The following is a 16,316-nucleotide window of genomic DNA, read 5'->3' on the forward strand; positions in this document are numbered from 1 at the left end:
CCGTCACGGCTGGGCCCTGCCGGTCGCCCACGCCCACCCCGCGATCATCACGCGGTTCCTCGCGCCGATCTTGCGCTGGACCGCGGCGACATGGTTCTTCACCGTCCCCGGGGACAGGAAGAGCTCGGCGGCGATCTCCGCGTTGGTCCGCCCCCGAGCCACCAGGGCCACGATCTCGTCCTCCCGCTCGGTCAGCACCACGTCCGAGACCTCCCGTTCCGGGCCGCTGCCGCGCAGCAGCCGGACGGTGAGCTGGGGGCTGATGAGCATGTCGCCGTTCACCGCCGCCCGGACGGCCTCCACGAGCAGCGCGGGCCCCGAACGTTTCAGCACGAACCCGGCCGCGCCGTGCTTGAGCGCCGCCTGGACGTACTCCTCCAGCCCGAACGTGGTGACGACCACCACGTGGATGCCGGTGCCGGCCAGGGCGCGGGTCACCTCGATGCCGTCGGCGCCGGGCATGCGGATGTCGGCGAGGACCACGTCCGGCCGGACGGCGAGGGCGGTGTCGATCGCGGTGCGGCCGTCGGCCGCCTCGGCCACCACGCTAAGGTCGGGCTGGGCGTCCAGGATCAGGCGGAAGGCGTCGCGGATGCCCTCCTGGTCGTCGGCGACGAGGATGCGGATGCTCACCCGGGAGATTGTCGCAGCGGCAGCCGCGCCGCCAGCGACCACCCGTCCGGCACGGCCCCCGCGACCAGCTCGCCCCCTTGTTCGGCGACGAGCGCGGCCAGGCCGGGCAGGCCCGAGCCGCCGCGCCGGCGGCCCGCCGCGCCGGACGTCCCGTCGTTGGTCAGGGTGATCTCCAGGACGTCGCCCGGCGTCGTGACGGACAGCTCGACGCGGCCGGCCCGCGGCGCGTGCCGCCGGATGTTGGTCAGCCCTTCGATCACGATCCGGTAGGCCAGCGCCGCCGTCTCCGCCGGGACGGCCGCCGCGCGGTCGATCCGCACGCCGACGTGCGCGGATCCGGCGGCGGAGAAGCGCGCGGCGGCCTCGGCGACGCCGTCCAGGTCGCCGGACGGGCCGAGGGGCCGGTCGTGGTGGAGCATGTCGAGCGTGCGGTCGAGCGTGGACAGGGCCCGTTGACCGGCCGCCTCGACGCGTCGCAGGGCCCGCAGCGGATCGCCCGCGACGGCGCCCGCCTGGGCGTGCGCGACCATCTCGCTGATGTCGTGGGCGAGGAAGTCGTGCAGGTCGCCGGCCAGCCGCAGCCGCAGGACGGTGCGGGTGTCGGCCACCGCGCGCCGCTGCCGTACGTCGAGCAGGCGCAGGTAGGCTCCCACGGCGGCGCCCGCCAGCACGCCCGCCCCCCAGAACGCGCACGCCCCCACCGCCTCCAGCGCGGAGGCCGGCGTGAAGACCCGCGGCAGCCAGGTGGCCGCGGCGAGCCCCGCCAGCAGCGCCGCGGGCACGGCCCGGCGGACCGGCGCGTACCGGACGACCAGCCCGGCCGCGACCGTCAGCGCCGCGCTCTCGGCCATGCCCAGCGCGCCGACGCCCGGCGTGGACGGCCCCCCGGCGGCCCGCCACAGGACCGTGACCGCCAGGGACGCGCCCGCGGCCGGCAGGACCAGCCAGGCGAGCCACCCGGCCCCGCTCCCGGCCCTGCTCCCAGCCAGGAACAACCCGATCGCCGCCACGGCGACGGCGACCGCCGCCGGCAGCGCGGCGGCGACCATCCACAGCACGTTCATCCGGGACACGATATGCGCCCGCGCCGCGCGCCCCCACGTGCCGAACGGCACTGCCGCGGCCCGCGGGAGGTGCCGAACGGCATCTGCCCGCCGTGCGCCCGCGCTGGAAGGCTCGTGGGCATGACGATCTTCACTTCCGGCCGGTACGGTTACGCGGCGGCGCTGTGGGCGGTCGCCTACGGCCTGCTCGGCGCGGCGTGGGCGCTAGGGGCGCCCGGTTACCCCTGGGGGGCCGACGATCCCGACCCCGACGGGGCGCTGTCGATCCTGGCCGGCACGGCGCCGCCGTTCGGCTGGTGGATCGCGGCGTTCTCGGCCCTGGTGGCCGCGACGGCACTGGCCCTGACCCGCCGCGACGACGCCCACCCGGCGAACGACCCCGGACCGAACGACCCTCCGCCGCTCCTACCCGGACCGCCGCACCACCCCGGGACGAGCCCCCGGGGTGGTGAGCGCCCGGCGAAGGGGGTGTGGGGGCGGGTGCCGGTCCTGCTGGCCTGGCCGATCGCCGTGCTGCTGGTGCTGGTGGTTCCCGACTCGCGGCTGATGATGGGCGTCGCCTACACGCCGTTGCTCCTGGTCGCGCCACTGTTCGGCTGGGGGCTGGGCGGCGCGACGTTCGCCGACGCCTGGCCGTGGCCGGTGCTCAACCAGCTCGTGTGCGTGCTGGGCGGTCTGCTGCTGGCCGCCGCCGCGCGGGACCACGGGCGCGGGCGCGGGAACTGGTTCACCCCGGCGCGCGGGCGGATGGCGGTGTACGTGGCGGTCGCGGTGCCGCTGGTCTACTGCGCCACCCGGTGGGCCTGGGCGCTGGGCATCCCGCTCGGCGTGAGCACGGAGTTCCTGGCCGCGGGCGAGGACGGGCTGTGGCTGGCGGGGGCGTACCTGGCGACGTTCGGGGCGCTGGGCGGCGTGCTGACCCTCGGGCTGGTCCAGCGGTGGGGCGAGGTGTTCCCGCGATGGATCCCGGGGCTGCGCGGCCGGCGGGTGCCGCCGCTGCTGGCGGTCGTCCCGGCCGGGTTCGTCTCGATCATCGTCACGGTGGCCGGGCTCACCTACATCCGCTGGACCGTGGCCGGCCGGTTCGCCCTGGAGGAGTGGGGAGCCTGGCTGCCGGAGTGCTTCTGGCCGGTGTGGGGCGCCGCGCTGGCCACCGCCGCCGTCTGCTACCACCGGCGCCGCCGGGCGAACCCGCATCCCACGGCGGAGGTCAGCCCGCGCTCTGCCGGTCGGGCTCGATGAGCAGGACGACCCGTTCCTCCGCGCGCGAGTAGGGGCCGCCGATGTACTTCGCGGCGATCCGGTCGACGATCTCCCAGCCCGCCTCGCCCTCGACCCACTCCACGACCCTGCCCCGGACGAGCACCGGCCGGAACGGGTCGCCGGGCGGCGTCAGGGAGAGCGCGACCCGCGGGTCGCGCCGCAGGTTGAGCGCCTTGCGGGAGCGCGGGCCGGTGAGGACGGCGACATGGTCGCCGTGCGTGCCGATCCAGACCGGGACGGAATGGGGGGCGCCGTCGGGCAGGACGGTGGCGAGATGGGCGATCGGGGTGCCGTCGAGCACGCCGCGCACGTCGGGGTCGAGTTTCATGGGTTCTCTCCGGATTCTGGGGTTCCTTGAGGAGACTCTGTAACCGTAGCACCGAGAGTTCCTTAAGGGAACCCCGAGAGGTAGGGTGGGACCCATGCAGCGCACGAACTTCGCGGAGATGGCCTGCTCCATCGCCCGCACCCTCGACGTGATCGGCGAGCCATGGTCGCCGCTGATCCTGCGGGACGTGTGGGCCGGAGTACGGCGGTTCGACCAGCTCCAGGCCGATCTCGGCATCTCCCGCAAGGTGCTGACCGAACGGCTCGCCCACCTCGTCGACCACGGCGTCCTCGAACGCCGTCCCTACGACCGGCGGCCGCGCCACGAATACCACCTGACGGTCAAGGGCGCCGAGCTGGTCGACCTGCTCATGGTCATGGCCGGATGGGGTGACCGGTGGCTCGCGGGCCAGGCCGGGCCGCCCGTGCTCTACCGCCACCACGCCTGCGGCGAGATCAGCGCCGTGGAGCTGCGCTGCGCCCACTGCGGCGCGCCGATGCACGCCGGCGACGTCGACCTGCTGCCCGGTCCCGGCGCGGCTGTCGTCCCGGATGAAGTCGATTTGCCGCCCGGCCCCGGCGCGACCGGCAGGCCCGGGTAAATCGGTGGCCGGCGCCACGGACGGCCTGGGAGCCTGAGTCATGCCTCCCACGGAACCGGGCCCGTACCGAGCCGGCGGAACGGCGCTCGTGGTCGCGATCCCCGAAGCGGAGCCGCTGGTCGGCCCCTGGCGCTCCCGGCTGGACGCCGTCGCCGCCGACGGCGTCCCCGCGCACGTGACGATCCTCTACCCGTTCCTCGATCGCGACCGTCTCGACGAGGGGGCGCTCGACCGGCTGATCGGCGCGCATCCCGCCTTCGACGTGCGGTTCACCGGATGCGGCAGGTTCCCCGGGGTGCTCTACCTCTCCCCCGCCCCCGAGCGGCCGTTCCGGGAGCTGACGGAGGCGGTCGCCGCTGGCACGCGGACCGGATCTTCGCGCTCGGACGGCACTCCTGAGCGCTCGACAGGCTTTCGTCACTCACCGTGTCTTTGCCATTCCTTGGCGTTACGATCAGGGGAGATTCCCGTCCCTGATCGATCACGGAGTGCCGCATGGAGCGAACGGTTCTGGCCGCCGTCACCGAACACCCCGACGCCGACTCGGCGCTCGCCGAGCAGATCCGCCGGGTGTGCGCCGAGATGGGCGAACTCGGCCTCCAGGTGCGCTGGACCCGCCGCACGGCCGACGCCCTGGCGGTGGTCGGGTCCGACGCCTCGCTCACCGCGATCCTGGCGGCCTGGGACGCGCCCGGCGCCGAGGACCTGCTGGCCGCGGTGGCCAAGCGCTTCCGCGGCCTGCCGGTCTTCCTGATCACCCAGGACCAGGAGCTGCCGCTGTGGGTGTACGAGGTCATCCAGGGTTACGTCTTCCCGCTGGAGGACACCCCGCAGTTCATCGCCGGGCGCATCGCGCACGCCGCCGACCAGTACGCCGACCAGATCCTCCCGCCGTTCTTCCGCGCGCTGGTGCACCTGGAGGACCACCACCCCTACTCCTGGCACACCCCGGCGCACGCGGGCGGCGTGGCGTTCCTGAAGTCGCCCGTGGGCCGGGCGTTCTTCGACTTCTACGGCGAGCGGCTGCTGCGCACCGACCTGTCGATCTCCGTCGGGGAGCTGGGCTCGCCGCTCGACCACACCGGCCCGATCGGCGAGGCCGAGCACAACGCGGCCCGCGTCTTCGGCGCCGAGCGCACGTTCTTCGTGGTCAACGGCAACTCCACCGCCAACCGCATCGTCGGGCACCACGCGATCGCCCGCGACGACACCGTCCTGGTCGACCGCAACTGCCACAAGTCGATCCAGCACGCGCTGGCCATCAGCGGCGCGCGGCCGGTCTACCTCGTTCCCGAGCGCAACGGGCTGGGGCTGGCCGGGCCGATCCCGGCCGCCGCGCTGGAGGCGTCCGCCGTCCGGGCGCGGGTGGCCGGCCATCCGCTCGCGGCGGGCGACCCCGCGTACGCGGTCGTCACGAACTCCACCTACGACGGCGTCTGCTACGACGCGGTCCGGGTCGCCGAGCTGCTGGGCGCCACCGTGCCGCGGCTGCACTTCGACGAGGCGTGGTTCGCCTACGGCCGGTTCAACCCGCTCTACTCCCGCCGATACGCCATGTCGGTCGACGAGCGCACGCTGCCCGGCCCGGGGCGTCCCACCGTGTTCGCCACGCAGTCCACGCACAAGTTGCTGGCCGCGTTGTCGCAGGCGGCGATGTTGCACGTCCGGCCCGCGCCGCGGGCGCCGGTCGACTTCGACGCGTTCAACGAGACGTACCTGATGCACGCCTCGACCTCGCCGCTGTACCCGATGATCGCCTCCCTCGACGTGGCCGCGGCGATGATGGACGGCCCCTCCGGGTCGTTCCTGACCGGCGAGGCGATCGTCGAGGCGGTCCGGTTCCGGCAGGCGATGACCCGCCTGGCCGCCCGCATCCGCGAGGACGGCCGGCGGCCCGGCTGGTTCTTCGGCCTCTGGCAGCCGCCCTCGGTGCTCGACCCGCACACCGGCCGGGCCGTGCCCTTCGCCGACGCCGACCCGGCGCTGCTGAGCTCGGAGCCGCGCTGCTGGGTGCTGGAGCCCGGCGCCGCCTGGCACGGCTTCGACGGCATGCGCGACGACTACGCCCTGCTCGACCCGGTCAAGGTGACGATCACCTGCCCCGGCGCGGACGCGGCCGAGGGCACGCTGGAGTGGGGCATCCCGGCCAAGGTCGTGGCCGCCTACCTGCAGCGGCGCGGCATCGTGGTGGAGAAGACCGGCGACCACACCCTGCTGGTGCTGTTCTCGATGGGCATCACCAAGGGCAAGTGGGGCACGCTGATCGACGCGCTCACCGACTTCAAGAACGCCTACGACGACGACAGGGCGCTGGCGGACGTGCTGCCCGGGTTCGGGCCGTCCGGCGTGTCGTTGCGGGCGTTCTGCGGCGAGGTGCACGCCAAGCTGCGCGACTCGGGCGTGGGCGCGCTGCTCGACCAGGTCTTCACCGCGCTGCCGGAGCCGGTCTCCACGCCCGCCGACGTCTACCAGGCCATGATCCGCTCCCGTACCGAGCGGGTCCCGCTGGCCCGGCTGGCCGGGCGGGTGGTGGCGGCGACCGTGGTGGTCACCCCGCCCGGGATCCCCATGCTGATGCCGGGCGAGGCGACCGGCGCGGCCGACGGCCCGCTGATGCACTACCTGCGCGCCCTGGAGGACTTCGACCGGACCTTCCCCGACCTGGCCACCGACATCCACGGCGCCCACCGCGACGGCGAGGGCCGCTACTGGGTGGAGGTCGTCCGCGACTGACGGCCCCCGAAGGGCCCATGTGGCCCTTGGCCGGCTCGGTGGACAGCCGCACGGTCTCCCGTCGATCGACTCGCTCCACCCGGCGGGTGAGCCGTCACGCCGCCAGGCCTCCCTGTCGGCCGGGGTCGTGCCCGGTTCGCGGTAGGCGTCCCAGGCCCTGCCGTCGGGGGTGGTCCACCGTTCCGTGATCGGCCGCCGCGGCGGGCGCCGGCGTGCCCAGGGCGGCGCCCATGGCGATCAGGCGGTGGAACGTCGCCGCCCCGCCGCCTTCCCCCGCTCTCGCGGGCAACCGCCGCCGGCCCCCAGGCGTATAAGGAAGCGTGAAATCGGACAGACAGCCGTGAGCGCCACGGAACACGACTTCGGCGCATTCGTGGCCGCACGCGCCACGAGCCTGCTACGGGTCGCCTACCTCGCCTGCGGCGACGAGGCGGAGGCGGAGGACCTGCTGCAGACCGCGCTGGAGCGCACCTATCGGAACTGGGACCGGGTCCGCCACGACAGCCCCGAGCCGTACGTGCGCCGCGTCATCGTCAACGCCGCCATCAGCAGGGCCCGCCGCCGGGCGATCCTCAGGATCATCCCGATGCACAGCCCGCCGGACACTCCGGACCGGGCGACGGACACCGACCTGCGCCAGGTGCTCATGGACGCGCTGCGCGCCCTGCCGCCCCGGCAGCGGGCGGTGATCGTCCTGCGCTACTGGGAGGACCTCAGCGAGGCGCAGACCGCCGAAGTGCTCGGTTGCTCGGTCGGCACGGTCAAGAGCCAGGCGTCGAAGGCGACGGCCAAACTCCGTTCGGCCCTCGGACGGGAGACAGTGGAAGGAGTGATCAGGAATGCCCACGCTTGAGGAGGAGCTCCTCCGGCTCATGACGGAGGAGACCGCCCGGCTGCACGCCGCGCCCGACCTGGTGGAACGGGTGGTGCGCAGGTCCCGGCGCAGGCGGGTGAGGGGCCGGATCGCGGCGTTGTCGGCGTCCGTGGCGGTCGTGGCCGCGCCCGTGGCGTACCTGGGCGCGAGCACGACGACCGCGACGGGCAGCCAGGTGGCGATCTCCGTGACGCCGGAGCCGCCCGCCATCGACGACACCCCGCCCCAGCCGTCGGAACCGCCGAGCCTCGGCGACCTGGGCGACGGGATGAGGTTCGGGCACGTCAAGGTGGGATACCTGCCCGAGCGGCTGAAGTGGTCCGGCTGGTCGGTGGACTTCGGCGACAAGTACACGACCGCCTACTTCTACGAGGGCGACGACCCGGGCTCCTACCGGGTGCAGATCTACATGTACGAGGAGGGGGCCGTCCAGGAGGTCGGCGACCGGATCGCGGCCTACCGCGACGAGGGGGACGGCGAGGAGGTGACCGTCGGCGACCGCGGCGGCTACCTGGTCGTCCAGAACGTCGGCGAGGACGGCATGAAGGGCACCCCCACCCTCTTCCTCCGCATGGGCGACAAGCAGTGGGCCGAGATCATGTTCAGCCCGACGTACGCCGAGGAGTTCCGCGACGCCGCGGCCGTGTCCGCCGAGCTGAAGAGGATCGCCGAAGGGCTCACCCCCAGCCCGTGACCGCCTCCGCCTCCACCGCGCCCCCGCGGACGTGCGCGGCACCATACCTCGGGGGGTATATTGGCGGTGGAGGTGGAGCGAATGGACATGAACGCGGCCGTCCTGGCCGAGGCGCTCACCCGGCTCAAGCGGGCCCACGGCCAGCTCGGCGGGGTGATCGCCATGATCGAGAACGGTGACGACTGCGAGCGGGTGCTGACCCAGCTCGCGGCGGTGTCCAAGGCCCTGGACCGGGCCGGATTCAAGATCATCTCCACCGGCCTGCAGCAGTGCCAGGCGGCGCGCGAGCGCGGCGAGGAGCCGGCCATCACGCCGGAGCGGCTGGAGAAGCTGTTCCTGGCCCTGTCCTGATGCAGCACTGATCTCCCCGCGGGCAGCCGAAGGCGACGAATGAACTCGTACGCCCGAGCCTGCCCGTCTTTTTACCTGCCGGATACCCCCCGGGGTATCAATGGGTAGGACGGTCCCTGACCCGGAAACCGGCCGGACCGCGACTGCGACGACACGAAGGCGGCGAAGAAGATGAGCACGATCCACATCGAGGTGGTGGAGACCTCTTCCCTGGGCGACCGCAGCTACCTCGCCCACGACGGCCAGGTCGCCCTGGTCGTCGACCCGCAGCGGGACATCGACCGGATCCTCGCCCTGGCCGGACGTCTCGGCGTGCGCATCACCCACGTGGCCGAGACCCACCTGCACAACGACTACGTCTCGGGCGGCCTGGCACTGGCCCGGGTGACCGGCGCCGCCTACCTGGTCGCCGCCGACGAGACCGTGCGGTTCGACCGCCGGCCGGTCTCCGACGGCGACCAGGTCACGCTGTCCGGCGCCATGAGCGTCCAGGCGGTGGCCACGCCCGGCCACACCTTCCATCACCTGTCGTACATCCTGACCGGCCCGGACGGCCCCGAAGGCGTCTTCACCGGCGGCTCCCTGCTCTTCGGCACCACCGGCCGCACCGACCTGCTCGGCGCCGAGCACGCCCACGACCTGGCCCACCGCCAGCACACCTCGGCGCACCGCCTGGCCGACCTGCTGCCCGACGGCGCCCACGTGTGGCCCACCCACGGCTTCGGCAGCTTCTGCTCGGCGACGCAGGCCGACGCCCCGGCCTCCACGATCGGCCGCGAGCGGCAGGCCAACCCGGCGCTGCGTCTGGAGGCCGACGACTTCGTCGCCCAGACCCTCGCCGGTCTCGACGCCTACCCCGCCTACTACGCCCACATGGGGCCGCGCAACTCCGAGGGCGGCGGCCCGATCGACCTCACCCCCGTACGGACCGCCGACCCCGAGGAGCTCGGGAAGCGGATCGCGGCCGGGGAATGGGTGGTGGACCTGCGCTCCCGCAAGGCGTTCGCCAGCCGCCACCTGACCGGCACGCTCAGCTTCGGCCTGGACGGCCCGATGTCCACCTGGCTCGCCTGGATGGCCCCGTGGGGCGCGCCGATCACCCTGCTGGGCGAGGACGCCGCGCAGGTCGCCGCCGCCCAGCGCGAACTGGCCCGCATCGGCGTCGACCGCCCGGCCGCCGCCGCGACCGGCGACCCCGGCCAGTGGGCCGGCGGCCACGACGACCGGCTGGGCGAGCTCGCGGTGGCCACGTTCGCCGACCTGGCCGCCGTCCGCGCCGGGCGCGCGCCCGCCCACCTGCCCGCTCCGGACGTCGTGCTGGACGTGCGCATGACCAACGAATGGCGGGCCGGCCACGTCGCGGGCGCCACCCACATCCCGCTGCCCGACCTGCCGCACCGCCTGGCCGACGTCCCGGCCGGCACGGTGTGGACGCACTGCGGCTCCGGCTACCGGGCGGCCGCCGCCACCAGCCTGCTCGCCCGCGCCGGACGCCGCGTGGTGCACATCGACGACGCCTACGCGGCGGCCGCCGAGGCGGGCCTGACCATCACCGACGACTGACCCGGCGCGCTCGCCGCCGCGCACGTCCCGGGCTCCCGCAACGTGCCGCTCGGCCTGCCGCGCGTACCACACCATCCCGTGCCCGGACGCGCGCCTGGGGTCAGGAGCCGGCGTGGCGGTCGAGGCCGAGGGTGGAGATCAGGTCCTCGTGCAGCTCGAACCAGACGCGGTGACAGGAGTCGACGTCGGTGCGGTCGACCCACGCGCCCTCCCCGTTGCGGGCGCGGGCCAGGGCCGCGGTGAAACGCGTGTCGTACCCGCCGAACCGGGCCAGGACGCCGGTCAGCCGGTCGGCGAGCGGCTGGAGGGCGCGGCCGACGACGGTGAGCTCGTGCAGGATCCGGGCGTCCCAGGCGGGGTCGGAGTGGTCGTTGGCGGCGAGCCGGTCGCGGCCGTCCGGGCGCAGCTGCCAGTCGGTGCACGCCTTGAGCAGCAGGGCGTTCAGCGGGAGGAACTCGCGGTGGACGTCGCGGACCTCCTCGGCGCCGCCGGCCTGGTCGAGCTCGGCGGCCAGGCGCCGCTCGTCCTCGGCCCGGCCCGTCTCGGTGAGCGACCAGCCGCCGGTGCCGGCGAACTCGGAGCGGCTCACCCAGCCGCGCGCCTCGGCGTCGAGCAGCTGCTCCTCCGTCTCGGCCACGCCGAGCGCGTACCGGCGGGCGAGCACCGGGGTGTCGGCGAAGCCGGTGACGCGTACGGCGTGCAGCGCCAGCAGGCCGGGCGCGGACTGCCAGGTCATGAGCCGGCCTCCTGACGGATGGTCAGGCGGGTGTAGTGCTGCTGGCACGCCTGCGGCGAGTTGAACCCCATCGCCTCCGCCATCTGCGCCCAGGTCAGCCCGGCGCTGCGGGCGGTGAACAGCAGGGCCGACTCGATCGCCTCGACCTCGGCGCGCGCGGCGGGCAGCAGGGCCAGCGCGCCCAGGATGTCCTCCGGCTCCAGGCCGGCGTTGCGCCAGACGGCGAACCGCGTCAGGTCGACCGCCGACGGCGGGACGGGCGGGGGTTGCCACGGGCGCGGGTCGAGCAGGTCGGCGCCGAGGGCCATGAGCCGCCGGCGGGCCTCCCTCTCGCGCTGGGCGTGGAGCTGGTCCGCGTTCGGGACGGGGTCGTGGTTGCGTTGCATGCGGGCCATGATTCACAATCGGCGGGACATCGTCAACATTTTGTTGAAGGGCGGCGGATGATCGTACCCCTTGTGGAGGCCGCGGCCGACACCTGCGGGGGCAAGGGCGGCGCGCTCGGCGCGCTGCTGCGGGCCGGGCTGCCGGTCCCGGACGGCTTCGTGGTGCCGTTCGCCGCCCATCTCGCCGCGGTCCGCGGTCTCGACCTCGGACGGCACACCGCCGGACCGGACGACCTGGCCGCGGCTCGGCGGGCGATCGAGGCACGCACGCTCGACGCCGGGCTGGCCGCGGCGCTGGCTCGGGGGCTCGGCGCGCTCGGCGACCCGCCCGTGGCCGTGCGGTCGTCGGCGGCCGACGAGGACACCGGCCTGAGCTCGGCCGCCGGCCGGTACGAGAGCTTCCTCGCCGTGCGCGGCGCGGGCGGGGTGGCCGAGGCCGTGCGCGCCTGCTGGGCGTCGCTGTTCTCGCCGCGCGCCGCCGCCGGCCGCCGGTCCGGCGAGGGCCCGGCGATGGCCGTGGTCGTCCAGCGCCACCTGGACGCCGAGGCGTCCGGGGTCATGTTCACCCCCGGCGGGCCGGACGAGCCCACCGGGATCGAGGCGTCGTGGGGGCTCGGGCCCAGCGTCGTGGGCGGCACGGTCACCCCCGACTCCTACCGGGTCGCCGCGGACGGATCGGTCGTGCGCGCCGTGGCCGACAAACGCACCCGCCTCGACCGGGAGGGCGCGCGGCTCGTCGTGCGGAACGTGCCCGACGACGTCCGGGGGCGGGCGGCGATCGACGACGCGACCGCCGTGCGGCTGGCCGGGCTGGGCGCGCGGATCGCGGCCCTGCGCGGCGGGCCGCAGGACGTCGAGTGGGCCGTCGCGGGCGGCCGCGTCTGGATCCTGCAGGCCCGCCCGATCACCGCCGCTCCCCCGGCCGCCGGCCCGCCCGCCCCGGCGGCGGACGTGCCTGCCGGGGCGCTCGTCGGGACGCCGGGCAGCCGCGGAGCCGTGACCGGCACCGCGCGGATCGTGCGCGGGCCGCGCGACTTCGCCCGCGTGCTCCCGGGCGACGTGCTCGTCTGCCCCTTCACCGACCCGGCGTGGACGCCGCTGCTGCGCATCGTCGCCGGCGTCGTCACCGAGACCGGCGGCGTGCTCTCGCACGCCGCGATCGTGGCCCGCGAGCACGCCATCCCCGCCGTCCTCGGCGTCCCGGACGTGACCAGCAGGCTCCGGGACGGCGCGCTCGTCACCGTCGACGGCACCGCCGGTACCGTCACCGCCACCTGACCCTGGGAAAGGAGAGGGGAGCGGCCTGCGACACGCCGCTCCCCGACCACCTATGTCGCTACGACGCCTCTATCTGGCCCGCCACGGCGCGGCCGACGCGTTCGGGCAGCTCACCGACGCCGGGCGGCAGCAGGCGGCCCTGCTCGGCGAACGGCTGGCCGGGATGCCGGTCGGCGCGGTGTGGCACTCGCCGCTGCCGCGTGCCGCCGAGAGCGCGCGCGAGCTCGCCCGGCGTCTGCCCGGCGTGCCGGTGGCCGCGGCCGACGAGCTCGTCGACCATGTGCCGTACGTGCCCGCTCCCGCCGAGACGCCCGCGTCCTGGGCCGGCTACTTCGACGGCTTCGACCAGGCGGAGGCGTCGGCGGGCCGCGCGCTCGCCGACGCCCTGATCGCCCGGTTCGCGAAGGTCCCCGCCGAGCCCGCGTCCGACGTGCACGAGGTGCTGGTGACGCACGCCGGTCAGATCGCCTGGCTGGTGCGCCACGCGCTGGACGCGCCGCCGCCGCGGTGGCTCGGCCTGAACAGCGCCAACACCGGCCTGACGATCATCGAGTACCGCACCGGCCTGCCGCCCACGATGGTCATGTTCAACGACCTGAGCCACCTCCCGTCCGGCCTGCGCTGGACCGGGTTCCCGCAGGACATGTGGCCGTGAGCGGCGGGGCGGGGGCGTCGGGAGGTGGCGTCGGGAGGTGGCGTCAGGGGATGCCCTCGTCAGGAGATGCTGCGTCCTTCCACCGCGTCGAGCACCAGGGGGCTGGGGCCGGGGTCGCCGCGCACGCCGAAGCCGTAGCGGTAACCGGCCCTGACCTCGGGGTCCGACAACGCCGGCAGGTGTTCCAGCGTGGCCGCGGTCACCAGCTCCCAGCCGGAGCCGGTGTCGGCGTACATGGCGGCCCGCTCGCCCACCAGCGACAGCGCGAAGCGGCCGCCGTCGGGGACGGTGACGCCCTGCTTGACGCCGAAGACCGCGATCCCGCCCGGCACCTGCGGGCCGCGCACCTCGAACCCGGCGAACCTGTGGCTGTTGACGTAGAACGCCGCCACATCCGTGCTGCCGTCCTTGACCAGGCCCGTGTAGACGGTGTCCATGTCGGTGGAGTCGCCCTGGAACCTCCTGATCGTGATCGCCGTGGCGAACGCCGGGTTGCGCGGCGAGACGCCTGACGACATCAGCCCGAACCAGGACGCCGACGGGTGCCCGGCCGACAGCGCGCCGCCCGCGTACGTCACCTGCGGCAGCTCCTTGTCCTCCGGCTGGACCCGGTGGGCCTGGTAGTCTCCGGCCTGGTCGAAGCCGTCGGCCAGCTCCTGGTTGGCGAAGGCGTCGGGGGCGGGCGGCACGTACGCGGCCCGCGGCGGCAGCCGGAACGTCACCCGGTCCGTGTGCCCCAGGTAGGACGCGCACACGACCGGATACTCCTGGTTCGCGGGCGCGTACGCGGTCAGCGTGGTCTCCGTCGTGCGGCTCGCGCCCGTGCGCAGGCCGGTCACCGGCAGCGCGGGCGGATCGACGGCCACGCCGTCGCAGGCGGACAGCGTGACCCGGCCGGCCATCGGCAGCACGTCCCGGTTGGTGACGGTGAAGGTGACCTTGGAGCCGAGCCGGCCGCGCTCGGCGGTGGACGCGCTCACCTCGACGTTGCGCCGGGCGAGGCCGGGCAGCGCTGCCGCGGCCAGGCTCAGCCGGTCGAGGTCGTACGAGCCCGCCCAGTCCGAGCCGGCCGAGCCGCGTACCCAGACCTTGACCCGGGAGATCGCGGCGCGCGGGGCCCAGCGGGACAGGTCCAGCGTGAGCCGGTTCCAGCCGAGCTCGGGGTCGACCGTGCCGGCGCCCTCCGCGACCGCGCCGCCGCGCCCGTAGACGCGGACCTTGGCGGTGAAGACGTTGCCCGGCTTGAAGCCGTCGTCGGCCTCGGGCGGCACCCGGACCGACACCGACAGCGACGGCGTGCGCGAGGCGTCGAGCGGCTTGCCGAACAGCACGTCGGCGCCCTTGTACGACTTGGCGTACCGCGACCAGCCGGGCAGGTCGCGGTCGAAGCGCACGCGCAGCGCGTGCCCGCCGTCCACGGCCACCCGCTCCACGGCGGCGGCGTTGTCCGAGGGCCGCCAGCCGTCGGCGCCGGTCTCGAAGCCGGAGATCACCCGCTCGGCCACCGGCCTGGCGTCGAGCTGCGTGCCCACCGCGGCGGGCGGCCTCCTGACGGCCAGCTCGGCCGGGTCGAAGCCGGGGATGACGTCCTTCCAGTCGGAGATGCCGATGATCTTCTTGGCGAACTCGGTCACCTCCAGCGACCGGCCGGTGTCGATGGCGGCGAACACCTCGTGCAGGGGCTTGCGCTCCCCGGCGTTGGAGGGCGCGCTGTGCTCCTCGTCCCACGTCCACAGGCCGAGCCGCAGGCCGCCCTCCTGCTTGTGGTCGACGTGCCGGTGCAGGATGAAGGAGTCGATGCCGTCGGCGAAGGCGATCTTGTAGTAGGCGTACGCGTAGGCCGCGGCCTGCAGCTCCAGCTCCTTGGCGGAGTAGTCCTGGGAGTTCAGGCCCTGTTCGGAGAGGATCACCCGTCGCCGTTGCCCGTGGTAGGTCAGGTCGTCCTGGGCGAGGTAGCGCGGCAGCAGCTCGATGTTCTTGAACGTGATCCGCAGGGTGTCGAAGCCGTCCGTGGCGGTCTTGTCGTTCCAGAACGCCGGGTTGAACAGGTTCTCCGGGTAGGGGTGGTAGGCGATGTTCCAGTCGAAGTCGCCCTGGCGCTTGGTGAGGGCGTTGAGCCCGTCCACCACGTCGCGGCCCTTGTAGGTGTACTTCGGGTCGTCGTTGGCCGCGCCCGTCCAGAAGTGCGTCAGCGAGGTGTAGACGCGGGCGGCGGCGTCGGCCTTGCGCACGGCCTGCCAGGTCAGCCGCATGGCGCGGGCGTACTGGTCGAGGAAGACGTCACGGTCCTGGCGGCCCATGTTGTACCAGAACTGCTGGGCGTCGATCTCGTTGCCGACGATCCAGCCCCACGCGCGGCCGTAGCGGCCGTCGGCCTGGCTGTAGCGCTGGGCGAAGAACTCCATCGCGGCGGTGAAGTGCGCCTCGCCCTCGGCCGTCTTGGTGTTGAACGCGTACACCGTGCCCTTGCCCAGCTCGGCGTCGGGGTGGATGAGCGTGCGCGCGGCGGAGTCGGGCGCGCCGCTGTTGTAGACCAGCACGATCATGTTGACCAGGACGCCGTTGTCCGACAGCGGCTTGACCTGGGCGTCGAGCCCGGCGACGGCGCCGCGGTCGAAGTAGTACGTCTTGCCCTGCGAGACGAACTCGATGGTGTTGCCCGGGGCGCCCGGCCCGGCCGTCATGACCGAGTCGAGGGCCAGGTTGATGCCGGCGTGCTGGACGCCGATCTCCTCGGCGTCGTCCGTCATTTGCACCTGTAACCCCTTTTTGCCCGACATTTCGGGATAAGGGGCTTGGTTGGCCGAGGGGAAGCTCAGCTTGTCAGCGTAGTGCACCTCTCCCAGCGGGCCGTCCGCGCCCACCGCGAGGAACTTGTCGTAGAGCCGGTCCTGGTCACCGTCCATCCGGGGCACCTCGACGCGGAACGGGCCCGCCTCGACGGACGCGACCGGCCGCTCCCCCGCGGGCGAGTCCTGCCAGGTGTCCAGCGCGTACAGCTCGGCCGGGCCGGGGGCGACGCCGGTGACGGTGACCGTGTCCCCGCCGACCTCGACGCCGCTCACCCCGCCGGCCGCCGCCGCGCGCGCGGGCAGGCCCTGCGCCGGGAGGGCCAGCATCGGGACGGCCAGCGCCAGGGCGATCAACAACCGCATGT

Annotated in this window: 15 protein-coding genes and 1 pseudogene; 10 read left to right on the top strand and 6 right to left on the bottom strand. The window is 74.3% G+C overall.

The genetic code is table 11. The features are described 5' to 3' along the window. Positions 1-3: 3 nt before the first annotated feature. Both ACIBQ6_RS37210 and ACIBQ6_RS37215 read right to left on the bottom strand, forming a co-directional pair. A complete protein-coding gene (locus ACIBQ6_RS37210; protein ID WP_358300414.1) occupies positions 4-633 on the bottom strand; it encodes a response regulator transcription factor in 630 nt (209 codons plus the stop codon). After that, entirely contained in the window at positions 630-1,697 is a 1,068-nt protein-coding gene (locus ACIBQ6_RS37215) for a sensor histidine kinase (protein WP_397217799.1), read from the bottom strand. Before ACIBQ6_RS37215 ends, ACIBQ6_RS37210 begins: the two co-directional genes overlap by 4 nt. Before the next feature lie 120 nt (positions 1,698-1,817). On the opposite strand from ACIBQ6_RS37215, the gene ACIBQ6_RS37220 reads away from it, so the two are divergent. Further along, positions 1,818-2,939 carry a hypothetical protein gene (locus ACIBQ6_RS37220; RefSeq protein WP_397217801.1) on the top strand — a complete coding sequence of 374 codons (1,122 nt, stop codon included), beginning with the start codon at positions 1,818-1,820 and terminating at the stop codon, positions 2,937-2,939. On the opposite strand, the gene ACIBQ6_RS37225 is transcribed toward ACIBQ6_RS37220, so the two are convergent. Further along, complete coding sequence (locus ACIBQ6_RS37225; RefSeq protein WP_358300405.1) at positions 2,908-3,288, bottom strand: TIGR03618 family F420-dependent PPOX class oxidoreductase; 381 nt, start codon at positions 3,286-3,288, stop codon at positions 2,908-2,910. The two genes, ACIBQ6_RS37220 and ACIBQ6_RS37225, sit on opposite strands and share 32 nt — an antisense overlap. Before the next feature lie 94 nt (positions 3,289-3,382). Between ACIBQ6_RS37225 and ACIBQ6_RS37230 the strand changes: the two genes are divergently transcribed. The 7 genes and pseudogenes from ACIBQ6_RS37230 (at position 3,383) to ACIBQ6_RS37260 (ending at position 10,104) form a co-directional block, all read left to right on the top strand. Then, on the top strand, positions 3,383-3,889 hold the full coding sequence (locus tag ACIBQ6_RS37230; RefSeq protein ID WP_397217803.1) for a winged helix-turn-helix transcriptional regulator: 507 nt from the start codon (positions 3,383-3,385) through the stop codon (positions 3,887-3,889). Between the two features lie 40 nt (positions 3,890-3,929). Then, positions 3,930-4,256: pseudogene (locus ACIBQ6_RS37235) on the top strand (2'-5' RNA ligase family protein); the annotation flags it as partial. Between the two features lie 128 nt (positions 4,257-4,384). Then, positions 4,385-6,622: an Orn/Lys/Arg decarboxylase N-terminal domain-containing protein gene (locus ACIBQ6_RS37240; RefSeq protein ID WP_397217806.1), complete on the top strand. Its 2,238-nt coding sequence runs from the start codon at positions 4,385-4,387 to the stop codon at positions 6,620-6,622. A 340-nt stretch (positions 6,623-6,962) separates the two neighbouring features. Continuing rightward, entirely contained in the window at positions 6,963-7,475 is a 513-nt protein-coding gene (locus ACIBQ6_RS37245) for a SigE family RNA polymerase sigma factor (protein WP_358010973.1), read from the top strand. Next, on the top strand, positions 7,462-8,190 hold the full coding sequence (locus ACIBQ6_RS37250) for a hypothetical protein (RefSeq protein ID WP_397217808.1): 729 nt from the start codon (positions 7,462-7,464) through the stop codon (positions 8,188-8,190). The genes ACIBQ6_RS37245 and ACIBQ6_RS37250 overlap by 14 nt, the downstream gene beginning before the upstream one ends. Before the next feature lie 81 nt (positions 8,191-8,271). Continuing rightward, positions 8,272-8,541 carry a metal-sensitive transcriptional regulator gene (locus tag ACIBQ6_RS37255; protein WP_352328991.1) on the top strand — a complete coding sequence of 90 codons (270 nt, stop codon included), beginning with the start codon at positions 8,272-8,274 and terminating at the stop codon, positions 8,539-8,541. A 171-nt stretch (positions 8,542-8,712) separates the two neighbouring features. Then, a complete protein-coding gene (locus tag ACIBQ6_RS37260; protein ID WP_397217810.1) occupies positions 8,713-10,104 on the top strand; it encodes a rhodanese-like domain-containing protein in 1,392 nt (463 codons plus the stop codon). Positions 10,105-10,204: 100 nt separating this feature from the next. Here ACIBQ6_RS37260 and ACIBQ6_RS37265 read toward each other — a convergent pair whose 3' ends face one another. Continuing rightward, positions 10,205-10,840 (bottom strand): transcriptional regulator, encoded by a 636-nt coding sequence (locus ACIBQ6_RS37265; RefSeq protein ID WP_397217812.1) that lies wholly within the window; start codon positions 10,838-10,840, stop codon positions 10,205-10,207. Further along, positions 10,837-11,226, bottom strand: coding sequence for a DNA-binding protein (locus ACIBQ6_RS37270; protein ID WP_397217814.1), 390 nt, complete (start codon positions 11,224-11,226; stop codon positions 10,837-10,839). Before ACIBQ6_RS37270 ends, ACIBQ6_RS37265 begins: the two co-directional genes overlap by 4 nt. A gap of 57 nt (positions 11,227-11,283) precedes the next feature. Between ACIBQ6_RS37270 and ACIBQ6_RS37275 the strand changes: the two genes are divergently transcribed. Both ACIBQ6_RS37275 and ACIBQ6_RS37280 read left to right on the top strand, forming a co-directional pair. Next, positions 11,284-12,504 (top strand): PEP/pyruvate-binding domain-containing protein, encoded by a 1,221-nt coding sequence (locus ACIBQ6_RS37275; RefSeq protein WP_397217816.1) that lies wholly within the window; start codon positions 11,284-11,286, stop codon positions 12,502-12,504. A gap of 52 nt (positions 12,505-12,556) precedes the next feature. Further along, the gene (locus tag ACIBQ6_RS37280; protein WP_397217818.1) at positions 12,557-13,159 is read left to right on the top strand and encodes a histidine phosphatase family protein; all 603 of its coding nucleotides are present in this window, start codon (positions 12,557-12,559) and stop codon (positions 13,157-13,159) included. Positions 13,160-13,218: 59 nt separating this feature from the next. Here the strand turns inward: ACIBQ6_RS37280 and ACIBQ6_RS37285 are convergent, their stop codons facing one another. Then, on the bottom strand, positions 13,219-16,314 hold the full coding sequence (locus tag ACIBQ6_RS37285) for a DUF5722 domain-containing protein (RefSeq protein ID WP_397217821.1): 3,096 nt from the start codon (positions 16,312-16,314) through the stop codon (positions 13,219-13,221). Positions 16,315-16,316: the final 2 nt, after the last annotated feature.

It is taken from the genome of Nonomuraea sp. NPDC049655, assembly GCF_044465465.1.
Lineage (GTDB): Bacteria > Actinomycetota > Actinomycetes > Streptosporangiales > Streptosporangiaceae > Nonomuraea.

What these genes read in the sequence shown, in the direction of transcription:
- ACIBQ6_RS37240 (WP_397217806.1), top strand. Translation starts at nt 4,385, where the DNA reads ATGGAGCGAACGGTTCTGGCCGCCGTCACCGAACACCCCGACGCCGAC.
- ACIBQ6_RS37220 (WP_397217801.1), top strand. Translation starts at nt 1,818, where the DNA reads ATGACGATCTTCACTTCCGGCCGGTACGGTTACGCGGCGGCGCTGTGG.
- ACIBQ6_RS37230 (WP_397217803.1), top strand. Translation starts at nt 3,383, where the DNA reads ATGCAGCGCACGAACTTCGCGGAGATGGCCTGCTCCATCGCCCGCACC.
- ACIBQ6_RS37275 (WP_397217816.1), top strand. Translation starts at nt 11,284, where the DNA reads ATGATCGTACCCCTTGTGGAGGCCGCGGCCGACACCTGCGGGGGCAAG.
- ACIBQ6_RS37280 (WP_397217818.1), top strand. Translation starts at nt 12,557, where the DNA reads ATGTCGCTACGACGCCTCTATCTGGCCCGCCACGGCGCGGCCGACGCG.
- ACIBQ6_RS37265 (WP_397217812.1), bottom strand. Translation starts at nt 10,840, where the DNA reads ATGACCTGGCAGTCCGCGCCCGGCCTGCTGGCGCTGCACGCCGTACGC.
- ACIBQ6_RS37260 (WP_397217810.1), top strand. Translation starts at nt 8,713, where the DNA reads ATGAGCACGATCCACATCGAGGTGGTGGAGACCTCTTCCCTGGGCGAC.
- ACIBQ6_RS37215 (WP_397217799.1), bottom strand. Translation starts at nt 1,697, where the DNA reads ATGAACGTGCTGTGGATGGTCGCCGCCGCGCTGCCGGCGGCGGTCGCC.
- ACIBQ6_RS37270 (WP_397217814.1), bottom strand. Translation starts at nt 11,226, where the DNA reads ATGCAACGCAACCACGACCCCGTCCCGAACGCGGACCAGCTCCACGCC.
- ACIBQ6_RS37285 (WP_397217821.1), bottom strand. Translation starts at nt 16,314, where the DNA reads ATGCGGTTGTTGATCGCCCTGGCGCTGGCCGTCCCGATGCTGGCCCTC.
- ACIBQ6_RS37255 (WP_352328991.1), top strand. Translation starts at nt 8,272, where the DNA reads ATGGACATGAACGCGGCCGTCCTGGCCGAGGCGCTCACCCGGCTCAAG.
- ACIBQ6_RS37250 (WP_397217808.1), top strand. Translation starts at nt 7,462, where the DNA reads ATGCCCACGCTTGAGGAGGAGCTCCTCCGGCTCATGACGGAGGAGACC.
- ACIBQ6_RS37225 (WP_358300405.1), bottom strand. Translation starts at nt 3,288, where the DNA reads ATGAAACTCGACCCCGACGTGCGCGGCGTGCTCGACGGCACCCCGATC.